The organism is Mesorhizobium sp. P3_A8 (genome assembly GCF_056402995.1).
The window spans coordinates 50,057-69,153 of sequence record NZ_JBFUGI010000002.1 but is presented as its reverse complement, the minus strand read 5'-3'; the positions used below and the strand labels follow the sequence as shown (position 1 = coordinate 69,153).

19 protein-coding genes are annotated in these 19,097 nt (G+C 63.4%); 12 read left to right on the top strand and 7 right to left on the bottom strand.

Annotated features, from left to right (window positions below):
* Positions 1-55 precede the first annotated feature (55 nt).
* A complete protein-coding gene (gene efp, locus AC1DX4_RS04420) occupies positions 56-625 on the bottom strand; it encodes an elongation factor P (RefSeq protein WP_023782984.1) in 570 nt (189 codons plus the stop codon).
* Positions 626-739: 114 nt separating this feature from the next.
* Here efp and epmA point away from each other — a divergent pair, with 114 nt between their 5' ends.
* A complete protein-coding gene (gene epmA / locus AC1DX4_RS04415) occupies positions 740-1,786 on the top strand; it encodes an EF-P lysine aminoacylase EpmA (RefSeq protein ID WP_477219176.1) in 1,047 nt (348 codons plus the stop codon).
* A 29-nt stretch (positions 1,787-1,815) separates the two neighbouring features.
* On the opposite strand, the gene AC1DX4_RS04410 is transcribed toward epmA, so the two are convergent.
* The gene (locus AC1DX4_RS04410; RefSeq protein WP_027042200.1) at positions 1,816-2,232 is read right to left on the bottom strand and encodes a VOC family protein; all 417 of its coding nucleotides are present in this window, start codon (positions 2,230-2,232) and stop codon (positions 1,816-1,818) included.
* Between the two features lie 168 nt (positions 2,233-2,400).
* Here AC1DX4_RS04410 and AC1DX4_RS04405 point away from each other — a divergent pair, with 168 nt between their 5' ends.
* From AC1DX4_RS04405 to lpxK, 6 genes are all read left to right on the top strand, one after another.
* Positions 2,401-3,744 carry a TldD/PmbA family protein gene (locus tag AC1DX4_RS04405; RefSeq protein WP_477219175.1) on the top strand — a complete coding sequence of 448 codons (1,344 nt, stop codon included), beginning with the start codon at positions 2,401-2,403 and terminating at the stop codon, positions 3,742-3,744.
* Positions 3,731-4,540, top strand: coding sequence for a 3'(2'),5'-bisphosphate nucleotidase CysQ (locus tag AC1DX4_RS04400; RefSeq protein WP_477219174.1), 810 nt, complete (start codon positions 3,731-3,733; stop codon positions 4,538-4,540). Before AC1DX4_RS04405 ends, AC1DX4_RS04400 begins: the two co-directional genes overlap by 14 nt.
* Positions 4,541-4,616: 76 nt before the next feature.
* The gene (locus tag AC1DX4_RS04395) at positions 4,617-4,862 is read left to right on the top strand and encodes a DUF4170 domain-containing protein (RefSeq protein ID WP_477219173.1); all 246 of its coding nucleotides are present in this window, start codon (positions 4,617-4,619) and stop codon (positions 4,860-4,862) included.
* 5 nt (positions 4,863-4,867) lie between these two features.
* The gene (locus AC1DX4_RS04390) at positions 4,868-5,659 is read left to right on the top strand and encodes a lysophospholipid acyltransferase family protein (RefSeq protein WP_477219172.1); all 792 of its coding nucleotides are present in this window, start codon (positions 4,868-4,870) and stop codon (positions 5,657-5,659) included.
* Positions 5,656-6,972: a lipid IV(A) 3-deoxy-D-manno-octulosonic acid transferase gene (waaA, locus tag AC1DX4_RS04385; RefSeq protein ID WP_027042205.1), complete on the top strand. Its 1,317-nt coding sequence runs from the start codon at positions 5,656-5,658 to the stop codon at positions 6,970-6,972. Before AC1DX4_RS04390 ends, waaA begins: the two co-directional genes overlap by 4 nt.
* Before the next feature lies 1 nt (position 6,973).
* A complete protein-coding gene (gene lpxK / locus AC1DX4_RS04380) occupies positions 6,974-7,999 on the top strand; it encodes a tetraacyldisaccharide 4'-kinase (RefSeq protein WP_477219171.1) in 1,026 nt (341 codons plus the stop codon).
* Here the strand turns inward: lpxK and AC1DX4_RS04375 are convergent.
* Complete coding sequence (locus tag AC1DX4_RS04375; protein ID WP_095770527.1) at positions 7,996-8,229, bottom strand: DUF2093 domain-containing protein; 234 nt, start codon at positions 8,227-8,229, stop codon at positions 7,996-7,998. The genes lpxK and AC1DX4_RS04375 overlap by 4 nt on opposite strands.
* Positions 8,230-8,355: 126 nt before the next feature.
* On the opposite strand from AC1DX4_RS04375, the gene AC1DX4_RS04370 reads away from it, so the two are divergent.
* Positions 8,356-8,943 (top strand): hypothetical protein, encoded by a 588-nt coding sequence (locus AC1DX4_RS04370; protein WP_477219170.1) that lies wholly within the window; start codon positions 8,356-8,358, stop codon positions 8,941-8,943.
* A gap of 34 nt (positions 8,944-8,977) precedes the next feature.
* On the opposite strand, the gene AC1DX4_RS04365 is transcribed toward AC1DX4_RS04370, so the two are convergent.
* Entirely contained in the window at positions 8,978-9,904 is a 927-nt protein-coding gene (locus AC1DX4_RS04365) for a LysR substrate-binding domain-containing protein (RefSeq protein WP_477219169.1), read from the bottom strand.
* A gap of 91 nt (positions 9,905-9,995) precedes the next feature.
* Here AC1DX4_RS04365 and AC1DX4_RS04360 point away from each other — a divergent pair, with 91 nt between their 5' ends.
* Both AC1DX4_RS04360 and AC1DX4_RS04355 read left to right on the top strand, forming a co-directional pair.
* Complete coding sequence (locus AC1DX4_RS04360) at positions 9,996-10,889, top strand: DMT family transporter (RefSeq protein ID WP_477219168.1); 894 nt, start codon at positions 9,996-9,998, stop codon at positions 10,887-10,889.
* Positions 10,890-10,998: 109 nt separating this feature from the next.
* Entirely contained in the window at positions 10,999-11,769 is a 771-nt protein-coding gene (locus AC1DX4_RS04355; RefSeq protein ID WP_477219167.1) for a hypothetical protein, read from the top strand.
* A gap of 110 nt (positions 11,770-11,879) precedes the next feature.
* Here the strand turns inward: AC1DX4_RS04355 and mutL are convergent, their stop codons facing one another.
* From mutL to AC1DX4_RS04340, 3 genes are all read right to left on the bottom strand, one after another.
* Positions 11,880-13,769: a DNA mismatch repair endonuclease MutL gene (gene mutL / locus AC1DX4_RS04350; protein WP_477219166.1), complete on the bottom strand. Its 1,890-nt coding sequence runs from the start codon at positions 13,767-13,769 to the stop codon at positions 11,880-11,882.
* 72 nt (positions 13,770-13,841) lie between these two features.
* Positions 13,842-14,447, bottom strand: coding sequence for a hypothetical protein (locus tag AC1DX4_RS04345; protein WP_477219165.1), 606 nt, complete (start codon positions 14,445-14,447; stop codon positions 13,842-13,844).
* Positions 14,448-14,773: 326 nt separating this feature from the next.
* On the bottom strand, positions 14,774-15,676 hold the full coding sequence (locus AC1DX4_RS04340; RefSeq protein ID WP_477219164.1) for a LysR substrate-binding domain-containing protein: 903 nt from the start codon (positions 15,674-15,676) through the stop codon (positions 14,774-14,776).
* Positions 15,677-15,767: 91 nt separating this feature from the next.
* Here AC1DX4_RS04340 and AC1DX4_RS04335 point away from each other — a divergent pair, with 91 nt between their 5' ends.
* Together AC1DX4_RS04335 and AC1DX4_RS04330 are read left to right on the top strand one after the other, a co-directional pair.
* Positions 15,768-17,318, top strand: coding sequence for a trimethylamine methyltransferase family protein (locus AC1DX4_RS04335; protein ID WP_477219163.1), 1,551 nt, complete (start codon positions 15,768-15,770; stop codon positions 17,316-17,318).
* Positions 17,319-17,363: 45 nt separating this feature from the next.
* Positions 17,364-19,013: an ABC transporter substrate-binding protein gene (locus AC1DX4_RS04330; RefSeq protein WP_477219162.1), complete on the top strand. Its 1,650-nt coding sequence runs from the start codon at positions 17,364-17,366 to the stop codon at positions 19,011-19,013.
* The last annotated feature ends 84 nt before the right edge of the window (positions 19,014-19,097 follow it).

The window sequence follows — 19,097 nt, the reverse complement described above, 5'->3', positions numbered from 1 at the left end:
CCGCTTCCGTACTTCAGGAAGACCCTGCCGGCAGGATTTCGGCCAGACGCGGACGTCAGTCCTTCGCACGCTCCACATAAGCCCCGTCGGCCGTCATCACCACCACGCGGGTGCCGGGCGCGATGTGCGGCGGCACTGTGGTGCGCACGCCGTTGGAGAGCACGGCGGGCTTATAGGAGGACGATGCTGTCTGGCCCTTGGTTGTCGGCTCGGTCTCGACCACTTCGAAAGTGGCGCGCTGCGGCAGCACCAGCGCAATCGCGATGCCGTTGAACTGCGAGACCTGCACCGGCATGCCTTCCTTCAGATAGGGTGCCGCGTCGCCGACAACGGCTTCCGACACCGCCACCTGGTCATAGGTTTCCGGGTTCATGAAGTGATAGCCTTCGCCGTCGGCGTAGAGGAAGGTGTGCTCGCGCTCCTCGACATAGGCGCGCTCGACCTGTTCGGTCGTGCGGTAGCGCTCCGACACCTTCACTCCGTCGCCGATGCGGCGCATGTCGAGCTGCGTCACCGGCGTGCCCTTGCCTGGGTGGATGTTTTCGGCAAAGAGGATCACATAAAGCTTGCCGTCCTTGTCGACGACATTGCCTTTGCGGAGCGAACTGGCGATGACTTTCACCACGGTTTTAAATCCTGCGAGAGTTGACGGGCGTTTGCCGGCTTGTGCGGCGCTGGTAGCGCATCTTGGCGCGAACCGCCAGCCCCAAAGCCGCGCCAGCACGCCTTCAATCCGCTCATGACCGCCGCTTCGCCCTGGTGGACGCCTGACGTTCACGCCGACCGCCGCCCGCGCCTGCTGCTGCGCAATGGCCTCACCGCCACGCTGCGCGACTGGTTTGCCAGCCGTGATTTCATCGAGGTGGAAACGGCGGCGCTGCAGATCTCGCCCGGCAATGAGGCGCATCTGGCGGCTTTTGTCACCGAGGTGGTCGGTCCGGATGGCGCGCGGTCGCCGCTTTATCTCCATACCTCGCCGGAATTCGCCTGCAAGAAGCTGCTCGCCGCCGGTGAAGTCAGGATTTTTAGTCTTGGCCCGGTCTGGCGCAACCGCGAGCGCGGGCCCTTGCACCATCCCGAATTCACCATGCTCGAATGGTACCGGGTGGGCGAGACCTATGAGAGCCTGATGCGCGATTGTGCCGATCTGCTGGCGCTGGCCGCGACGAAGGCAGAGGCCACGCGCTTTTCCTTCCGGGGTCGCGATTGCGACCCGTTCGCCGAGCCGGAGCGGCTGACGGTGGCCGACGCCTTCACCCGCCATGCCGGCATCGATCTCCTGGCCACGGTCGCCGCCGATGGCGGCACCGACCGGGACGCGCTCTACGCTGCGCTGGGTCAAGCCGGCCTGCGCACGGCGCCCGACGACAGCTGGGCCGACCTGTTCAGCCGGGTGATGGTGGAAAAGATCGAGCCCAATCTGGGCTTCGGCCGGGCCACCATCCTGTGTGAATATCCGATCGCCGAGGCGGCACTTGCCCGGCCGAGCCCGCGAGATGCGCGCGTCGCCGAACGTTTCGAGCTCTATTGCTGCGGCGTCGAGCTCGCCAATGGCTTTGGCGAGCTGACCGATGCCGCCGAGCAGCGCCGGCGCTTCATCCTCGAGATGGACGAAAAAGAGCGCATCTATGGCGAGCGCTATCCACTGGACGAGGATTTTCTGGCTGCGCTGGCCATCATGCCGCAGGCCAGCGGCATCGCGCTCGGCTTCGACCGGCTGGTGATGCTGGCGACCGGCGCGCAGAAGATCGAGGATGTGATCTGGACACCGGTCGCGGCAACCTGAACGGCACGCCTGCGGCCGGTCTTCTCACTTTAATGCGCGAAAACCTGTTCCAGCGAGCGAAAGCCCTTGAATTCCAAAGCGTTGCCGGAGGGGTCGCGGATGAACAGCGTCGCCTGTTCGCCCGGCTCGCCCTTGAAGCGCACCATCGGCCGTTCCAGCCAGTCGATGTCGTCGCGCGCTTCCAGCCGCGTCGCCAGGCGCTGCCAGTCGTCCATCAACAGCACGGCGCCGAAATGCGGGATCGGCACCAGAATGCCGTCGACCTTGCCGTCGCTGGCGGCTTGCGCGGCCTGCGGTCGCAAATGCGCCGACATCTGGTGGCCGTAAAGATCGAAATCGACCCAGGTCGCCGACGAGCGGCCAATCGCGCAGCCCAGCACCTCGCCATAGAAAGTTCGGGTTTCATCGAGATCACGGACCGGGAAGGCGAGATGGAAGGGCGTCATCGAGAATGCTCCGTGCAGGCTGCGGACTGATTTTGCGTCACAGGGTTCTGGGTAGGAACCATATAACGATGCATTTTGATTGAAGCCTGTGCCATTGCACAAGCCGGACCGGAACAATAGATGGGTGGGCGCGGCCGCAAGCTGGCCGCGACAAGCAGGATTACAGGCATGGCCGACATATCAGACGCTGCAAAACTGACCGACCGCGTCGCGGCGCTGGTCGAGGCCGCCAAAAAGGCCGGCGCCGATGCGGCCGATGCGGTCGCCGTGCGCGGCCGCTCCACCAGTGTGTCGGTTCGGCTCGGCAAGGTCGAGGCCACCGAATCGTCGGAAGCCGAGGACGTTTCGCTGCGCGTCTTCGTCGGCCAGAAAGTGGCGAGCGTCTCGGCCACCGCCGCGTCCGACCCGGCGATGCTCGCCGAGCGCGCCGTTGCCATGGCGAAAGTCTCGCCTGAGGATCCCTATCAGGGGCTGGCCGATCCGGCGTTGCTGGCAAGGCAGACGCGCGATCTCGACCTGTTCGATGGCACCGAAGTGTCGGCCGATCAGTTGAAGGAAGCAGCCCTTGCGGCGGAAGCGGCGGCACTTGCCGTCAAGGGCGTAACCAATTCGGCCGGCAGCGGCGCCAGTGCCGGGCTGGGTGGTATGGTGTTGGCCACTTCGCACGGCTTCCTCGGTCATTATGTCGGTTCGGGTTTTTCGCGTTCCGCCAGCGTCATCGCCGGCGAGGGCACCGGCATGGAGCGCGACTATGACTTCTCCTCGCGCCGGCACTTTGCCGACCTCGATGCGCCCGGGGATATCGGCCGCAAGGCCGGCGAACGCGCCGTGCGCCGCATCGGCGCGCGCAAGGCGGCGACCGGGCCGATCGACGTGGTCTTCGATCCGCGCGTGGCGCGCGGCATCGCCGGCCATATTGCCGGCGCCATCAATGGCGCGTCCGTCGCGCGCAAGACGTCGTTCCTGCGCGACATGATGGGCAAGCAGGTGGCCGCAGCAGCGATCACGGTCACCGACGAACCGCTCAGGCCGCGTGGCCAGGCCACGCGCCCGTTCGACGGCGAGGGCATCGAGGGCGAGAAGCTTCTGATGGTCGAAAAGGGTGTGCTCAACCATTGGTTCCTGTCGACCTCAGCCGCAAGGGAACTGGGATTGATCACCAATGGGCGCGGATCGCGCAGCGGCTCGTCCGTTTCGCCGTCCTCCACCAATCTCGCCATCGAGCCGGGCGAGCGCTCGCCGGAGGATCTGATCAAGTCGCTCAAGACCGGCTTCTACGTCACCGAAGTGTTCGGCCAGGGCGTCGACATGTTGACCGGCGAATACAGCCGCGGTGCCTCCGGTTTCTGGATCGAGAATGGCGAACTTGCCTATCCGGTCGCCGAAGTCACCATCGCCTCGAATTTGAAGACGATGTTCCTCAACATGGTGCCGGCCAACGACCTCGACCGCAATTTCGGCACCGCCGCGCCAACGCTCCTGATCGAAGGCATGACTCTTGCCGGAGCATGAGCTGACCACTGCCGGTGCCCCTTCTGGCGCCCTTGGGGATCTGCCGCTGCTGCGCGACGCCGCCCGCGAGGCGGGCCTCATCGCCATGCGCTACTTCGGCAACAGCCCGCAAGTCTGGATGAAGGGCGGCACCTCGCCGGTCAGCGAAGCCGATCATGCGGCCGACGCCTATCTGCGCCAGACCCTGCTCGCGGCGCGGCCGGACTATGGCTGGCTGTCGGAAGAAACGGTCGACGATCCGGCGCGGCTTTCGGCCCGCCGCACCTTCGTCGTCGATCCGATCGACGGCACACGTGGCTTCCTTGAGGGACAGCGCACCTGGTGCGTCAGCGTTGCCGTCGTCGAACAAGGCCGCACGCTCGCCGGCGTGCTCGAATGCCCGGCGATGGACGAAACCTACTGGGCGCTGCCCGGCCAGGGTGCCTTCCGCAACGGCAAACGCGTTGGCGTGCGCGCGCTTGGCGAGAATGCCGAGATTTCCGGACTGAAGCAGCTGATCGACCTGGTGCCGGCCGACTGGCAGAAACGGCTGACACGGGCCCCTTACAGCCCCTCGCTTGCCTACCGCCTGGCAATGATCGCCAACGGCACGCTCGACGCCACCTTCGTCAAGCCGAACGCGCATGACTGGGACATCGCCGCAGCCGATCTCATCCTGCGCGAGGCCGGCGGCCAGCTGCTCGACCCGCATGGCCGCGCGCCGCTCTATGCCGGCGAAGTGACCCGCCACGGCGCGCTCGCCGCCGGCAGCGGTGAGCTGTTGGCGGTGCTCGTCGATGTCATCGCCGGGCTGTGAAACCATATTCGCAGGTTCCAAAGTCGGCGGCTTTGGTCTAGACCTGTCACAAACTCACAATATGTGAAGGACCGACATGGCCGCGGAAGACGGAAAGAAACAGCTTTTGCACCTGGTGTTCGGCGGCGAACTGAAGAAGCTTGGCGGCACCGAGTTCCGCGATCTCGACGCGCTCGACATTGTCGGCGTCTATCCGGATTATCAATCCGCGCACACGGTGTGGAAAGCCAAGGCGCAGGCCAGCGTGGACAATGCCCATATGCGTTATTTCGTCGTTCATTTGCACCGTCTGCTGGATCCCGACAGCAAGGTCGTCGGTTGAATTCGATGGAGCATGACCTGGCGAAAGGGCCAGCCAGCGACGCCACGCCTACAGGCAGGGGCGGCAGCCGCGCGACCAAGGCCTTTTGGCGCAAGATACGCGAACCACTCGCGCAGTCGCGATTCGTCAAGAACGCCATTGCCAGCCTGCTCGCGCAATTCGTGCGCCTGGTTCGCCTGACCAGCCCCCTGGTCGCCGGATCGGCGCGCTTTTCGGGCGGCGCCTATGCCGAGTTCGAGCCCGGTATCATTGCTCTGTGGCACGGCCAGCATCTTTTGACGCCGGCCTTTTATCCCAAGCGTAAACCGCTGGTCGCCATGGTGTCACGTAGCGCCGATGCCGAGCTCAACGCGCTGATGCTGGAGAAATTCGGCATCGAGGCGGTGCGCGGTTCCGGTGGACGTGACAATGCCAGGCATCTCGACAAGGGTGGGGCCAAGGCCCTCATCGCCCTCAAAAAGTCGCTCACCGCTGGCAAGAACGTCGCCATGATCGCAGACATTCCGCACGGCACGCCTCGCGACGCAGGGCTTGGCATCGTTCTGCTGGCGCGTCTCTCGGGCCGGCCGCTGCTGCCTGTAGCCATTACCACCAGCCGCCGCAAGGTGCTGGAGAAGAGCTGGGACAAGACGACCATCAACCTGCCATTCGGCCGATCCGCTGTCGTTATAGGCTCACCGATTTTCGTGGCGGCCGGTGCCGACGAAGCCGAAATGGAACGCAAGCGCCAGGAAATCACCGCTGCGCTCAATGCCGCGACGGCCGAGGCCGACCGCCTTGTGGACGGTCGGCGATGAGCGGTCGCTGGGCGCGCGCCATGCTGTCGGCATACCGTTTTGCCGGCGCCGCGGCCTATCCGCTGGTCGGGCCGTACGTTGCCTGGCGCACCTCGCGCGGCAAGGAAGACCGCAACCGCCGTCGCGAGCGCTATGGCGTCGCCGGCCGCCCGCGCCCCGAAGGACCGGTTATCTGGATCCATGCCGCGAGCGTCGGCGAGACCATAGCCGTCGTGCCGCTGGTCGAAAGCATTCTCGATTATGGCGTCAACATCGTTTTGACGACCGGCACCGTGACATCGGCCCAGGTTGCCGACGAGCGGCTCGGCGACCGCATCATCCACCAATATGTGCCGCTCGACCTGAAGCCGGCGGTCAGCCGGTTCCTCGATCACTGGCGGCCGGACCTGGCGATCATCGCCGAATCCGAGATCTGGCCTATGACCATCCTCGAGCTTGGCGCGCGCCACGTGCCGCAGGTGCTGGTCAACGGCAGGCTGTCCGACCGCTCGTTCACCTCGTGGAAGAAGCGCGCCAACATCGCCGAGGCGTTGTTCGAGAACCTTGCCCATGTCGTTGCCCAGTCCGATGTCGACGGCGAGCGTTTTCGCGCGCTCGGTGCCCGGCCGGTCACGGTGTCGGGCAACCTCAAGGTCGATACCAATCCGCCGCCCGTCGACCAACGGGCGCTGGCCACCTTGCAGCGGCAGATCGGCGGCCGTCCGACCTGGGCGGCGATCTCCACCCATGACGGCGAGGAAGTGGTCGCTGCGGAAGTCCACGCGACGCTGCACAAGCGTCACCACGGCCTGCTGACGATCGTCGTTCCGCGCCACCCCGATCGCGCCGAGGCCCTTGCCGCGCAGATTTCCGGCATGGGCCTGAAGGTTGCGCGGCGCAGCAAGGGCGACCGAATCGGACCGGACACCGATATCCTGCTCGGCGATACGATCGGCGAGATGGGGCTCTATCTCCGGTTGACCGAAATCGCCTTCGTTGGCCGCTCGCTGACCTCGGAGGGCGGCCAGAATCCGCTCGAGCCGGCCATGCTCGACACGGCGGTTCTCGCCGGGCGCAACGTGCAGAATTTCCGTGAAGCCTATCAGCGTCTGATCGACAGCGGCGGCGCCAAGCTGGTGCGCGATCGCGACATGCTGGCCGGCGCCGTCAACTTCCTTTTGACCAACGAAGTGGCGCGCCACGAGATGATGGCTGCGGGGATCGCGACCGTAGACGAGATGCGCGGCGCTCTGGCGCGCACGCTGAAATCGCTTGAACCCTACATCCAGCCGCTGGTCGTCAAGTCGCGCCTGAAGGGCGCCAACGGGCGCTAGCGTGGCCTCCGAAGCACCACCATTCTGGTGGGAAGAGCCGGACTGGAAGGTCCTGGCGCTGTCGCCGCTGTCGGCCGTCTATGCGCTCGTTGCCGGCCGCGGCATGCGGCGAGCGCGGCGCGAGAAGATCGAAGCGCCGGTCCTGTGCATCGGCAATTTCACCGTTGGCGGCACCGGCAAGACGCCGGTGGCCATCGCGCTCGCGCAACAGGCCAAGCGCATGCATCTCAAACCCGGTTTCCTGTCGCGCGGCCATGGCGGCTCCTTCGCCGAGCCGCATGTTGTCGATGCCCATCACGATGCCGCCAAACATGTCGGTGACGAGCCGTTGCTTTTGGCCGAGCACGCTCCCGTTGCGGTGACACCGAACCGCGCCGCCGGCGCCCGGCTGCTGCTGGAAAAGCACGGCTGCGATTTCCTGATCATGGATGATGGCTTTCAGAGCGCGCGCATCCATATCGATTACGCGCTGGTCGTCGTCGATGCCCGCTACGGCATCGGCAATGGTCGCGTCATTCCGGGCGGTCCGCTCCGGGCCAAGATCGTCGACCAGCTGGTCTTCACCAGCGGGCTGTTGAAGATGGGCGAGGGCACCGCCGCCGACGCCGTGGTGCGGCAGGCGGCGCGCGCCGGCCGGCCGATCTTCGAGGCTCATACGGAGCCAAGCAGCAAGACGGGGCTTGCTGGCAAGCGGTTCCTCGCCTTCGCCGGCATCGGCCATCCCGACAAATTCTTCGACACGGTGCGCGAGGCCGGCGGTGAGGTGGTTCTCTCAAAACCCTTTCCGGACCATCACTTCTATGCCGAGGACGAGCTCGCCGAACTGGCGACGACGGCGCGCGCCGAAGGTCTCGGGCTCATCACCACGGCCAAGGACGCTGCCCGGCTGCGCCACGGCGCCCCGCAGGATTTTCTCGACAAACTCGAGGTGCTGGAAATCGATACGGTTTTCGAACTCGACAATGTGCCGGAACGCATCATCCACGAGACGTTGGATGCCTGGCGTCAGCGCAAGCTCAAGAGCTAGCTCCGCTTGCGCAGCTCCGGATGCATCTCGATCTCGCGGCGCAGCGAAGCGGTGGCGTTCACATAAGGCTCTTGCCTGGCGACGCTCCAGTATTTCAGCTCATCCAAGGGGATGTTTTCCCCGGTCACGGCGCAGCGCACGAACGAGCCGGGGCTGGTGACCTGGAAATCGCCATCGAGATAGCGGATGCGGGCTTCTTTGCCGCCCGGGCCTTCGAAACGGTTCATCATGCGGTGGTGCCGAGTGTCATACAGATTTCATCGCCACAAATCTGCGGCCGGGTCAAGCATGTGACAAGCCTCGGACAATGCTGAGGCACTAGGACAGGTGCGAAAAGCGCTTTAATCGGGGGCATGATGGATATTTCTTCCGCCCGCCTGGCTTCCTTGCTCAAGGAGGCGATGACGCCGCAACCCGTGCCGTTGGCGAAAGCCGATCCGGTCAGGACGGCGCTGGTCAGGGAACTGGTCCAGCCCGCCGTGCCCTCTCTGTTGGCTCAACGCACGGCGCCCGCTTTGTTGGCGATGCCCGCGACGCCGATGGCCGTCAAATCGCAGCAGATTGCTTCATCTGGCATCGTCGAGGCCTATCAGGCCCAGCTTGAGGCGAGGGACGAGGCGGTACTGGCAACGGTCGTGGCGAGGAAAGCAGCACCAGAAGCTGAAACGCAGCGAGGCTTCGTGCCACCTGCGGCAACGGCCAATGACAACGCACCGGCCAGGGCCGCAGGGGTCTCACTGCTGTCGTTTATCCCGCCGCCGGCTCCCGTCCCGCGCAGCAGTCCCGCTCTGGATGCACCGGCGGGACGGCGAAGGGCTGCCAATCAATCCCACGGTGCGGCGCCGAACCCCGAACGCCTGCTGGTGAAGATCGGCTTTGTTTCGATCATGACCGGTTTGTTGGCAACCATGATGTTCGGCTTCGTTCTGCTGTTGCTTCGCTGAACGTCGAATCGGCTGACGGGATAGGCCAGGAGGCCTAGCGCTCGGCCTCGACAAACGCCTCGATCTTGTCCGGCGCCAATCCGGCCTGCCGCGCGATGCGGCGGGCGAGGTCGGCCGCGGCAGTGCGTGGCCGCCCCATCGGCCGATCGAGCCAATAGGACACCGGATTGAGCGCGGTGCGCTCGTCGACCGCGGTGATGCGGCCCGACTGCAGCTGATGCCCGGTCAGCGGCGGACGCGCCAAGGCAATACCGAGCCCATAGGCGGCAGCATCCAGCACCAGATTATAGTCCTCGAATCGCCGATCCTGCGGGCGCGGACGATAGTCCATGCCTTGCGCGGCGAACCATGCGCGCCAGCCGGAAGCATCGGAATCGTTGATCAGCGGAAATTTGAGCAGCCGGGCCGGGTCGCCGCGGCCGATTTCGCGTGCCAGTTCCGGTGAGGCGACGGGAAAGACATGCTCCTCGAAGAGTTTTACCGAAACGCGGCCCGGAATACCGCCACGGCCGCAGCGGATCGACAGATCGATGCCTTCATCAGCAAGGTCGGCCTGGCGGATGTCGACATCGAGCACGATGCGCAGTTTGGTAGGATTGTTCTCCAGTGCCGCCATGCGCGGCATCAGCCAAAGCCCGCTGACCGAGGGGATCGACGTCAGCCGCACCACCGCCGTGCCGCGCGGCTCGACCCAGCGGTCGGAATGGCTTGATATCAGCGCGAAGGCTTCCGCCGTGCGCAGATGCAGCCGGTTGCCTTCGATTGTCAGCGAGACGCCGCGCGCGCCGCGATCGAACACTTTCAACCCCAGCCAGTCCTCGAGCTTGGCGATCTGCCGGCTGACGGCGCCATGGGTGATGTTGAGCTTTTCGGCCGCCGCCGAAAAGCTGCCCGTGCGCGCCGCCGCATCGAAGGCGCGCAGGGTTTCGAGCGGCACCATTGTGTCCGAGCTGTGATCCATAGTCACAGGTGATCCTCGATTTGGTCGTTTGTCAACAAGCGGGAAAAGGCGTTTTGTGGCTTTCAGGACGGAAGAACACGAGGACAGTGAGATGAGCGCGATGACGGGCACGTTGAATCAGACACAGCGCATGGATACCACGGCCGCCATCGCCGTGGCGCTTACGGTGGTCGGCTGGGCGTCCGCCTTTCCCGCGATTCGCGCCGGCCTTGCCGCCTTCGGGCCGCTGGAACTGGGCGCCCTGCGCTTTGCCATCGCCGCAGTGCCGGCGGCGATCTTCCTTGCCGTCAAGCGCCCGGCACTGCCCAGGCTCGACGAGGTGTGGCGCCTCGTCTTTGGCGGGGCAATTTTCGTCGCGCTCTACACCGTTATGCTCAACTTCGGCGAACTGACCGTCTCGGCCGGTGCCGCCGGCTTCATCATCAATGTCAGCCCGATCTTCACCGCCATCATGGCAATGGCATTGCTCGGCGAGCGCTTCTCAAGCTGGGCCTGGGCCGGCACGGCCATTTCCTTCGCCGGCATCGGCATCATCGCCGTGGCCGACGGCAACGGCCTGCACTTCAATACCGGTGCGCTGCTGGTTCTTGGCTCCGCGCTCTGCTCGGCCGTCAACACCATCGTCCAGAAGCCGCTCTTTGCTCGCCATCACCCGCTGACCATCTCGGCCTCGAACATGATCCTTGGCGCACTTTGCCTGTCGCCGTTTCTGCCAAGCGGCTTTGCACAGGCAGCGGTCGCCAACACAGCCGGCCTCGGCGCCGTCATCTTTCTGGGCATCGTACCGAGCCTGATCGCCTATGCCGCCTGGGCGACGGCCTTGTCGCGCCTGCCGGCAGCGCGCGCCTCGAACTTCCTCTACCTGGTCTCGCCAATGTCCGCCCTGATCGGCTTCTTCTGGCTGGGCGAAGTGCCGACGCTGCTTGGCATCCTCGGCGGCGCACTGGCGCTCGGCGGCGTCATGGTGGTGAATTTGAAGAGGTAAAACAGAAGGTTGGAGGCGTTTGCGGAGTCAAACCCGAAACCGTATCCGCCGGCATGCAGACACCCAGAGGAAGGGCCGTTATGGTGAGCTGCTTTCACTGGGGGACGGAATGGGAAAACTGCTCATATCGGCGCTCTTTTGCGTTTTGTTGCTGACCGGGGAAGCCGTCGCCGGCTGGTATCAGGTCGAAAATTACGCAGGGACCATCGGGGCTGATCCGGTCCATTTGTCGCTGCAGAGATATGACAGTTTCGGCAGCGGCATTACCGTCGAAGGAAGCTACTTCCGCGACGCAAAGCAGAGGCCGATCGCCCTGTATGGCACCGTCACCGGCACCAAAGTCTCGCTTTGCGAGATCGCGGACGACAAGGAATTCTACCGGGTCTTGGTGATGGGATCAAAGACGCCAGTCGACACCGCCGGATGCCCGATCGTCCTCGATTTCAACGCAGGCGGCGCGACGGGAAGCTTGAGCATGGGCGCCGACAGATTGCCCATTATTCTCAAGAAGGTCGCGAGCCTCGATGACACCGGCGACGCAAAGATCGTCGGCACCGTCGAGATTCCCTTCTGGGCAGAGACAGCCGCCGACAGGTTCGCCGGCGTTTACGCGAACACCAGCGCCGGCTTCTGCATGACGAAAATGCAGGTCATCAAAAAGAGCAGCGGCAAGATCGTTCAGACGATCACCTTCAAGGACGATGACTGCAATGCCGGCATGCTGATGACGCCCATCTACATGAACGTCCAGAAATGGACCGAGGCAGGCAAGGACATCATTTCGGTGAATTTTCGCGGCGGCGGCGCTGGCGACTCGGAAGACTACGTCTTCAATCGTGCCACCGGGAAATACCGACTGAAGAAAGTGTCCAGCCGATAGATAGATGGTAACAGGTTGAGCCGGCTAAATGGGTAACAGTTCTCCCTCTATGCGTCCGCAGCAGCGCCAGGCGGCTTGGTTGGCGTCTTGCTTGCCGTCGGACAGAATGCTCAGCGCCGCCCGAACAGCCTTTCGATATCTGCCAGCTTGAGCTCGATATAGGTCGGGCGGCCATGGTTGCAGGTGCCGGAGCCCGGCGTCGCCTCCATCTGGCGCAGCAGCGCGTTCATCTCCTCGGCCTTGAGCAGCCGGCCGGAGCGCACCGAGCCGTGGCAGGCCATGGTGGCGGCGATCTTGTCCAGCCGCTCTTTCAGTGTCTCGACCGTGTCATTGTCGGCGATCTCGTCGGCGAGGTCGCGCACCAATTGCTGCACATTGGTCTCGCCCAGCATCGACGGCGTCTCGCGCACGGCGACAGCGCCCGGGCCGAAACGCTCGATGCCGAGGCCGAAGCGGGCGAGCGTTTCGGAATGCATGGCGAGCCGCTCGGCGTCCTCTTCCGGCAGGTCGATGATCTCAGGCAGGAGCAGCATCTGCGAGGGGACGGGCCGCGAGTGCAGCGCGTTCTTCAGGGCTTCGTAAACCAGCCGCTCGTGCGCCGCATGCTGGTCGACGATAACGAGCGAATCCCTGGTCTGGGCAACGATGTAGTTTTCGTGCACTTGGGCGCGCGCCGCACCCAACACCGCACCGAGCAGCGTCTCGGCCGGCATATCCTGGCTGGCGCGCGCATCGGCGCTGGCAAGCGGGCTGGCATCGAAGGCTGGCTGGTCGGGCTCACCAAACCCGCTGTTTCTCGTGGTGGCGCGTTCAAAGCCCGGGCCCTCGAATTGCATGTCGAGCGGCCGCTGCGGCGAGCGCGCGGGGTCGAAGCCGGCTGAACCGGACGGGCGATAGGCCGCGTCATAGCTGCGATGGCCGTTGGCCGGGCCGCTGTGACCATAGGATGGCGCACCCGGCCGGAACGCCGCCATCATGCCGGCGGCGCCCGTGGTGGCTGAACGGATGCCGGCATCGGCCAATGCCTGCCGGATGGCGCCGACGATCAGCCCGCGCACCAGGCCCGGATCGCGGAAGCGCACATCAGCCTTGGCCGGGTGGACATTGACGTCGACAATGGCCGGATCGAGCGAAAGAAACAGCACCGTCACCGCATGTCGGTCGCGCGGCAGGACATCGGCGAAGGCGCCGCGAATGGCGCCGGCGATCAGCTTGTCTCGCACCGGCCGGCCGTTGACATAGGCATATTGCTGCAGCGCGTTGGCGCGGGTGAAGGACGGGATCGACACATGGCCGGTCAGACGCACGCCCTCGCGCATCGCGTCGATGGCGATGGAATTGTCCGGAAACTCGGCCCCCATCACCTGGGCGACGCGGCGCAGGCTGCCTTCCGGACTGTCGTCGGTCGCCGGCAATTCCAGCGTCGAGCGGTCAGAGCCGGCCAGCGTGAACCGCACGGAAGGGAAGGCGATGGCAATGCGCTTGACGACATCGCTGGTCGCCGAGCTTTCGGCGCGCTCGCCCTTCATGAATTTGAGCCGTGCCGGCGTGGCGAAAAACAGGTCGCGCACTTCGACGGTGGTGCCGCGGTTGGCGGCCGCCGGCCGGACAGGCAAGATGCGGCCGCCCTCGATGCCGATTTCGGCGGCGCTGTCGCCGGAGGCTGTGCGCGACCGGATCGACAGCCGCGACACAGAGCCGATCGACGGCAGGGCTTCGCCGCGGAAGCCGAGCGAGCGGATGTCGTTGATATCCTCGACGAGCTTGGAGGTGCAATGGCGTGCGATTGCCAGCGAAAGCTCCGGTTCAGGGATGCCGGAGCCGTCATCGGTGACGCGGATCAAGTTCAGCCCGCCGCCTGCCGTGACGACCTCGACCCGTGATGAGCCGGCATCGAGCGCGTTCTCGACCAGTTCCTTGACCACGCTCGCCGGACGCTCGATGACTTCGCCGGCGGCGATCTGGTTGATCATCGTTTCGGAAAGCTGGCGAATGGGCATGGGCGCACTATAGGCGGATTCGGGACCGCTGCGGATAGGCTAATTGCATCGGACCGTCCACGATCACCCAAATCAGCTAGTCTTAACCACTTGCCGCAGATCCACGCCATCCGGTAACCGAACGTTCCGGGTCAGCTTTGGGATATCCTTCCACCCCTTCTTTCCCAGGATCTGAACCTTTTGAGTTAGAAGCTGCGTCTTGCAATGCGCACAGCCAAGAAGATCCGATCCTATCAAGACCGTGTCCAAAGTGGGTTTGCGGACCTTAGGGTTGCCTTTCATCAAATCCGCGAAGGGCTTGCTGTCGACAGGGTGCTGAAAAAGAGCGTCGTAATATTTCGCGAACTGCTCATGATCAGGAAACATCTGGCCCGTCTTGCTTATTTTCCTGAAATATCGACTGCATTTCCAGCACGTCGGATAGGCCTGCAGCATGAAAAAGACGAAAAATCCTCCGAGGATGAAACCGATAAAATCGATCACTGCTAACCAGTAGCCAAAGTTGCCAACCTCGCCAGTGTCGATATGGCCGCCATGTCCGGCCTTGAGATGCATCGATTTCAGATATGTATCGAGATAATCCCAAAAACCAATGGCATCAGAAGCCATCGTGCCATCATCGAGAACCAACGAGCGATATTCGCCATAGTAGATGACCAATTGCGCCGCAGCGGTCACAATGAGAATTTGGACGAGAAGAAATCACGTGGGTCGGGTGTGAAAAAACAGGCTGCCAAAATAGTAGCCCGAGGCTGCAGCCACCCCTGTCAACACTGCCCCAGCCGGAATGACCACCCAGAAGCTGAACGAAAAAACGTTGAAGCCTGTTAGGTGGTTGACGACTATTACGGCCAGAACAACCAACACAAAGTAATCAGACCAGACACAGCCACGCCGAAATGGCCGCCGAGTTTCGCGATCATCGTTACCCCCGTCCAGTATGCAATTACTAAACCTGGAACACCTACTACTGATAGAGGGGATTTTCGGATACAATCACTTTTTCACGCCTGAGCCACCAGCCAATCCCTTACTTTGCGGGCATTCTCACTGAGCTCGCGGTTCTTCGGCCAGATGACGTGGAATCCGATGCCGGTCCTCAGCACATGATCCGTCACCGGCACCAAAAGTCCCGATGCCACAAGGCGCTCGACCAGATGCCGCCAGCCGAGCGAGATGCCTTGTCCCTCCATGACCGCCTGAATCACCAAGGCATAGTCATTGATGCGCAACCCGCGCTCGGCATTACGGAGGCTGGTTCCTGCGGACGCGAACCATTCGTCCCAGTTCGGGGCCTCGCGGTAGGGCTCCTCGAGATGGATGAGGCGGTGCGTTGCCAGTTCCTCGACAGTCTTCGGCAGCCCAAACTTCGCCAGATAGTTGGGACCTGCGACCGGGAAGATCTCCTCGTCAGAGAGCGACAGCGAATGATAGTCCGGCCAGTCGCGCGGCACGCCGCCGCGCACGCCGAGCGGGATGCCCTCGGCGATGATGTCGAGGTCGCGGTCGGCGGTCTGGATGCGCAGATCAACGCCAGGCAGTTCGTCGCGGAATTGCTGCAGGCGCGGCATCATCCAGAACGAGCCAAAAGCGGTCGAGGCGGCCAGCGTGACATGGCCGCCGGTCGCCTGCAGGCGCAGATCCTCCGCCGACTTGCGGATATGCGAAAGGCCGAGCGAGACGTCGGCGTGGAAGCGTTCGCCGGCCTCGGTCAAGACGACTTGTCGGTGGCGGCGCTGGAACAGCTTGGCGCCGAGCTGCTCTTCCAGTCCGCGCACGGCATAGGAAACGGCGGCCTGTGTCATGCCGAGCTCCCGCCCGGCGGCGGTAAAACTTGACAGCCGGCCGGCGGCTTCGAAAACAATCAGGCTGCCGGCGGAGGGCAGTAGATGGCGCAGGCTTCGCATAAGCTCAACTTATACAAGCGATCAGGATTTTCCAGCGTCACAGCTGCATTTTGTCTCTCTAGATTGAAGGCCTCTAGGAGGATCGAGTTTCATGAACGCACCGGCCGCTGAAATAACCGAACCTGCCAACCGTCGAGCGGGTGGCCGCGTGGGGCGCAAGACACTGCGCGGAATTCCCATGGCGTCTTTTCCGACCCTGGTCCGCAAGATCCCTGTTTATGAGATGGTCCCGGATGAAGCGGTGGAACTGATCCACCAGGAGTCACTTTTAATCCTCGAAGAGGTGGGCTGCGAATTCCGCGACGATGAGGCGATCGCCCTGTGGAAGGCCGCCGGAGCCGATGTTTCCGATACGCGCGTCCGGATCGACCGTGCCCTGCTGATGGAACTGGTATCGAAGGTCCCGTCAGAGTTTACGCTCAATGCGAGGAATCCGCAGCGGACGGTGCGGGTAGGCGGCAACAACTCCATCTTCGTGCCGATGTACGGCGCGCCCTATGTGCGCGACCTCGACAACAACAGGCGCTACGGCACGCTTGCCGACCTCAACAACTTCCACAAGCTCGCCTATATGGCGCCGGCGCTGCACTCGTCGAGCTCGGTCATCTGCGAGCCGATGGAAATCGCGGTGCCGAAGCGCCATCTCCACATCATCCATTCGGCGCTGAAGCACTCGGACAAGCCGTTCATGGGCATAGTGACGTCCAAGGAACGGGCGGAAGATACGATGGCCATGGCGGGCATCGTGTTCGGCGAGGACTATGTCCGCGACAATCCGGTGCTGGTGTCGATCACCAACTGCAACTCGCCGCTGGTGTGGGACGCCACCATGCTGGATGCGATGAAGGTCTACGCACGCCACAACCAACCGCTCATCCTTGCGCCCTTCGCCCTGTGCGGCGCCTCGACGTCGGCCTCCGCCGTCGGCGCGGTCGCGCAGGTCAATGCCGAAGCGCTGGCGGGCGTCGCGTTCACGCAGCTGCTGCGTCCCGGCTCGCCGCAGCTCTACGGACAGTTCATGGTCACGGTCGACATGAAGACCGGGGCGCCGATGGGCGGCACGCCGGAGGCCGCGCAGATGATGTATCTGATGGGGGCGCTGGCCAGGAAATACAAACTGCCATGGCGCACCTCGGGCTTCCATGTCGGGTCGAAGCTGAACGATGCCCAGGCGGGCTACGAATCGAACATGCTGATGCATGCCGCAATCCTCTCCGGGGCCAACTACATCTGGCATTCCGCCGGATGGCTCGAGGCCGGCTTGAGCTGCGGCTATTCGAAATTCGCAACGGACTGCGAACAGCTTGTCGGCTGGTACAAATATGCCGGCGGGCTGCCGTTCGACGATTTCAAGGAGGCGATGGCGGCAGTCCGCGAGGTAGGCCCGCAGGGCCATTTCCTCGGCACCAAACACACGCTCGAACATTTCGAGTCGGCCTTCTTCATACCCTCGATCATGGACTTCAATTCGTACGAACAGTGGAAGGCTGAAGGGGCCAAGGACCACGACACGCGCGGTCGCGAGAAGGCGCGCAACATGCTCGCGGATTATGAGGAACCGAAGCTCGACGAGGGCATTGCCGACGGGCTGGCGGATTTCATTGCGCGGCGCGAGGAGGCGCTGCCAAACAGCGTCAGCTGACGCGACGGACGAACAAACTAACGGGAACAAAAAAGGGAGAAAAAAATGACGTTCTTCAGAAGCAATGGCGACCGCGTGCCGGGCGCTATCGAGGCAATGGCGAAAGAGACGCGTGCAGGCCATATGGACCGGCGCGAATTCCTGGCGCTGGCCAGCGCCTTCGGCGCATCGACGGCTTTCGCCTACAGCATGATCGGCCTTGCCGCGCCGACCAAAGCCCTGGCCGATGAACCGAAAAAGGGCGGAACGCTGCGTGTCGCCATGTCGGTCAAGGCGCAGAAGGATCCGCGCACCTATGACTGGACCGAGATGGCAAACGTCACCCGGACTTGGCTCGAGCCGCTCGTCCGCTACACGCACCAGTTCACGTTCGAGCCGGTGCTGCTTGAAAGCTGGGACGTCAATGACGACGCCACCGAATACACACTGCATCTGCGCAAAGGCATCACCTGGAACAATGGCGATGCCTTCAACGCCGATGACGTGGTCTCTAATCTGAACCGCTGGTGCGAGAAGGCTGCTTCCGGCAATTCCATGGCGGCACGCGTCGGCGCGCTGATCGACACAAAGACCGGCAAGGCCAAGGATGGTGCCATCACCAAGGTCGACGACCTCACGGTCAAGCTGAAGCTGTCCGAACCCGATATCGCGATCATACCGGGCTTCACTGACTATCCGGCGCTGGTCGTGCATCGCGACTTCGACAAGGACGGCGCCGACCCGATCAAGAAGCCGATCGGTACCGGACCCTTCGAACTGGTCTCCTACGCAGTAGGTACCAAGGCGGTTGTCAAGCGTCGCGAGAACGGCAAGTGGTGGGGTGGTGAAACGCCGCTCGACGGTGTCGAGTTCATCGATTACGGCACCGACTTCAACGCCACGCTGAATGCCTTCGAATCCGGCGAGATCGACCTCGATTTCGAAACACCGGCCGACTTCATCGACGCCCTCGACAAGATGGATCTGGTGAAATCGGAAGTCGCAACGGCGACCACGCTCGTTGCCCGCACCAACATCACCCACAAGCCCTATGACGACCAGCGGGTGCGCAATGCGCTGCAGATGGCCGTCGACAACAATGCCGTCATGCAGCTCGGCTACGCCGGGCTCGGCACGGTCGGCGAGAACCACCACGTCGCCCCGATCCATCCCGAATACTATCCGCTGCCCAAGAAGACACGCGATGCCGCCGCCGCCAAGAAGCTGATGGCGGATGCCGGGCAGGCCGACTTCGAGCACGAGTTGATCACCGTCGAGGACGAATGGCAGAAGAACACTGGCGATGCGATCGCCGGCCAATTGCGCGATGCCGGCATCAAGGTCAAGCGTACGGTGCTACCGGGTTCGACCTTCTGGAATGACTGGACGAAGTATCCGTACTCTATGACCATCTGGTACATGCGGCCGCTTGGCGTCCAGGTGCTGGCCTTGGGATATCGCTCGGGTGAAGCCTGGAATGAAACGGCCTATGCCAATCCGGATTTCGACGCCAAGCTGAAGCAGGCGCTTTCGCTGGCAGATCCTGCCAAACGCAAGGAGGTGATGAAAGACGTCGAGCAAATCCTGCAGGATTCCGGCGTCATCATCCAGCCGTTCTGGCAGAAGCTCTACTGCCACATGAGCAAGAAGGTGAAGAACTACGGTATGCACCAGACCTACGAAATGGACTTTCAGAACGTCTGGCTCGACGCCTGATTTAGCTCCCGAGATTTGCAATCAACCGCCGCCGGTACCCTATGACAAAAGGTGCCGGCGGCCCGTAGATCACTGACAGGCGAT

Coding starts and splice junctions, on each gene's coding strand:
- epmA (WP_477219176.1), top strand. CDS start 740: ATGACCGCCGCTTCGCCCTGGTGGACGCCTGACGTTCACGCCGACCGC.
- AC1DX4_RS04410 (WP_027042200.1), bottom strand. CDS start 2,232: ATGACGCCCTTCCATCTCGCCTTCCCGGTCCGTGATCTCGATGAAACC.
- AC1DX4_RS04405 (WP_477219175.1), top strand. CDS start 2,401: ATGGCCGACATATCAGACGCTGCAAAACTGACCGACCGCGTCGCGGCG.
- AC1DX4_RS04395 (WP_477219173.1), top strand. CDS start 4,617: ATGGCCGCGGAAGACGGAAAGAAACAGCTTTTGCACCTGGTGTTCGGC.
- AC1DX4_RS04390 (WP_477219172.1), top strand. CDS start 4,868: ATGGAGCATGACCTGGCGAAAGGGCCAGCCAGCGACGCCACGCCTACA.
- waaA (WP_027042205.1), top strand. CDS start 5,656: ATGAGCGGTCGCTGGGCGCGCGCCATGCTGTCGGCATACCGTTTTGCC.
- AC1DX4_RS04375 (WP_095770527.1), bottom strand. CDS start 8,229: ATGATGAACCGTTTCGAAGGCCCGGGCGGCAAAGAAGCCCGCATCCGC.
- AC1DX4_RS04370 (WP_477219170.1), top strand. CDS start 8,356: ATGGATATTTCTTCCGCCCGCCTGGCTTCCTTGCTCAAGGAGGCGATG.
- AC1DX4_RS04365 (WP_477219169.1), bottom strand. CDS start 9,904: ATGGATCACAGCTCGGACACAATGGTGCCGCTCGAAACCCTGCGCGCC.
- AC1DX4_RS04360 (WP_477219168.1), top strand. CDS start 9,996: ATGAGCGCGATGACGGGCACGTTGAATCAGACACAGCGCATGGATACC.
- AC1DX4_RS04355 (WP_477219167.1), top strand. CDS start 10,999: ATGGGAAAACTGCTCATATCGGCGCTCTTTTGCGTTTTGTTGCTGACC.
- mutL (WP_477219166.1), bottom strand. CDS start 13,769: ATGCCCATTCGCCAGCTTTCCGAAACGATGATCAACCAGATCGCCGCC.
- AC1DX4_RS04340 (WP_477219164.1), bottom strand. CDS start 15,676: ATGCGAAGCCTGCGCCATCTACTGCCCTCCGCCGGCAGCCTGATTGTT.
- AC1DX4_RS04335 (WP_477219163.1), top strand. CDS start 15,768: ATGAACGCACCGGCCGCTGAAATAACCGAACCTGCCAACCGTCGAGCG.
- AC1DX4_RS04330 (WP_477219162.1), top strand. CDS start 17,364: ATGACGTTCTTCAGAAGCAATGGCGACCGCGTGCCGGGCGCTATCGAG.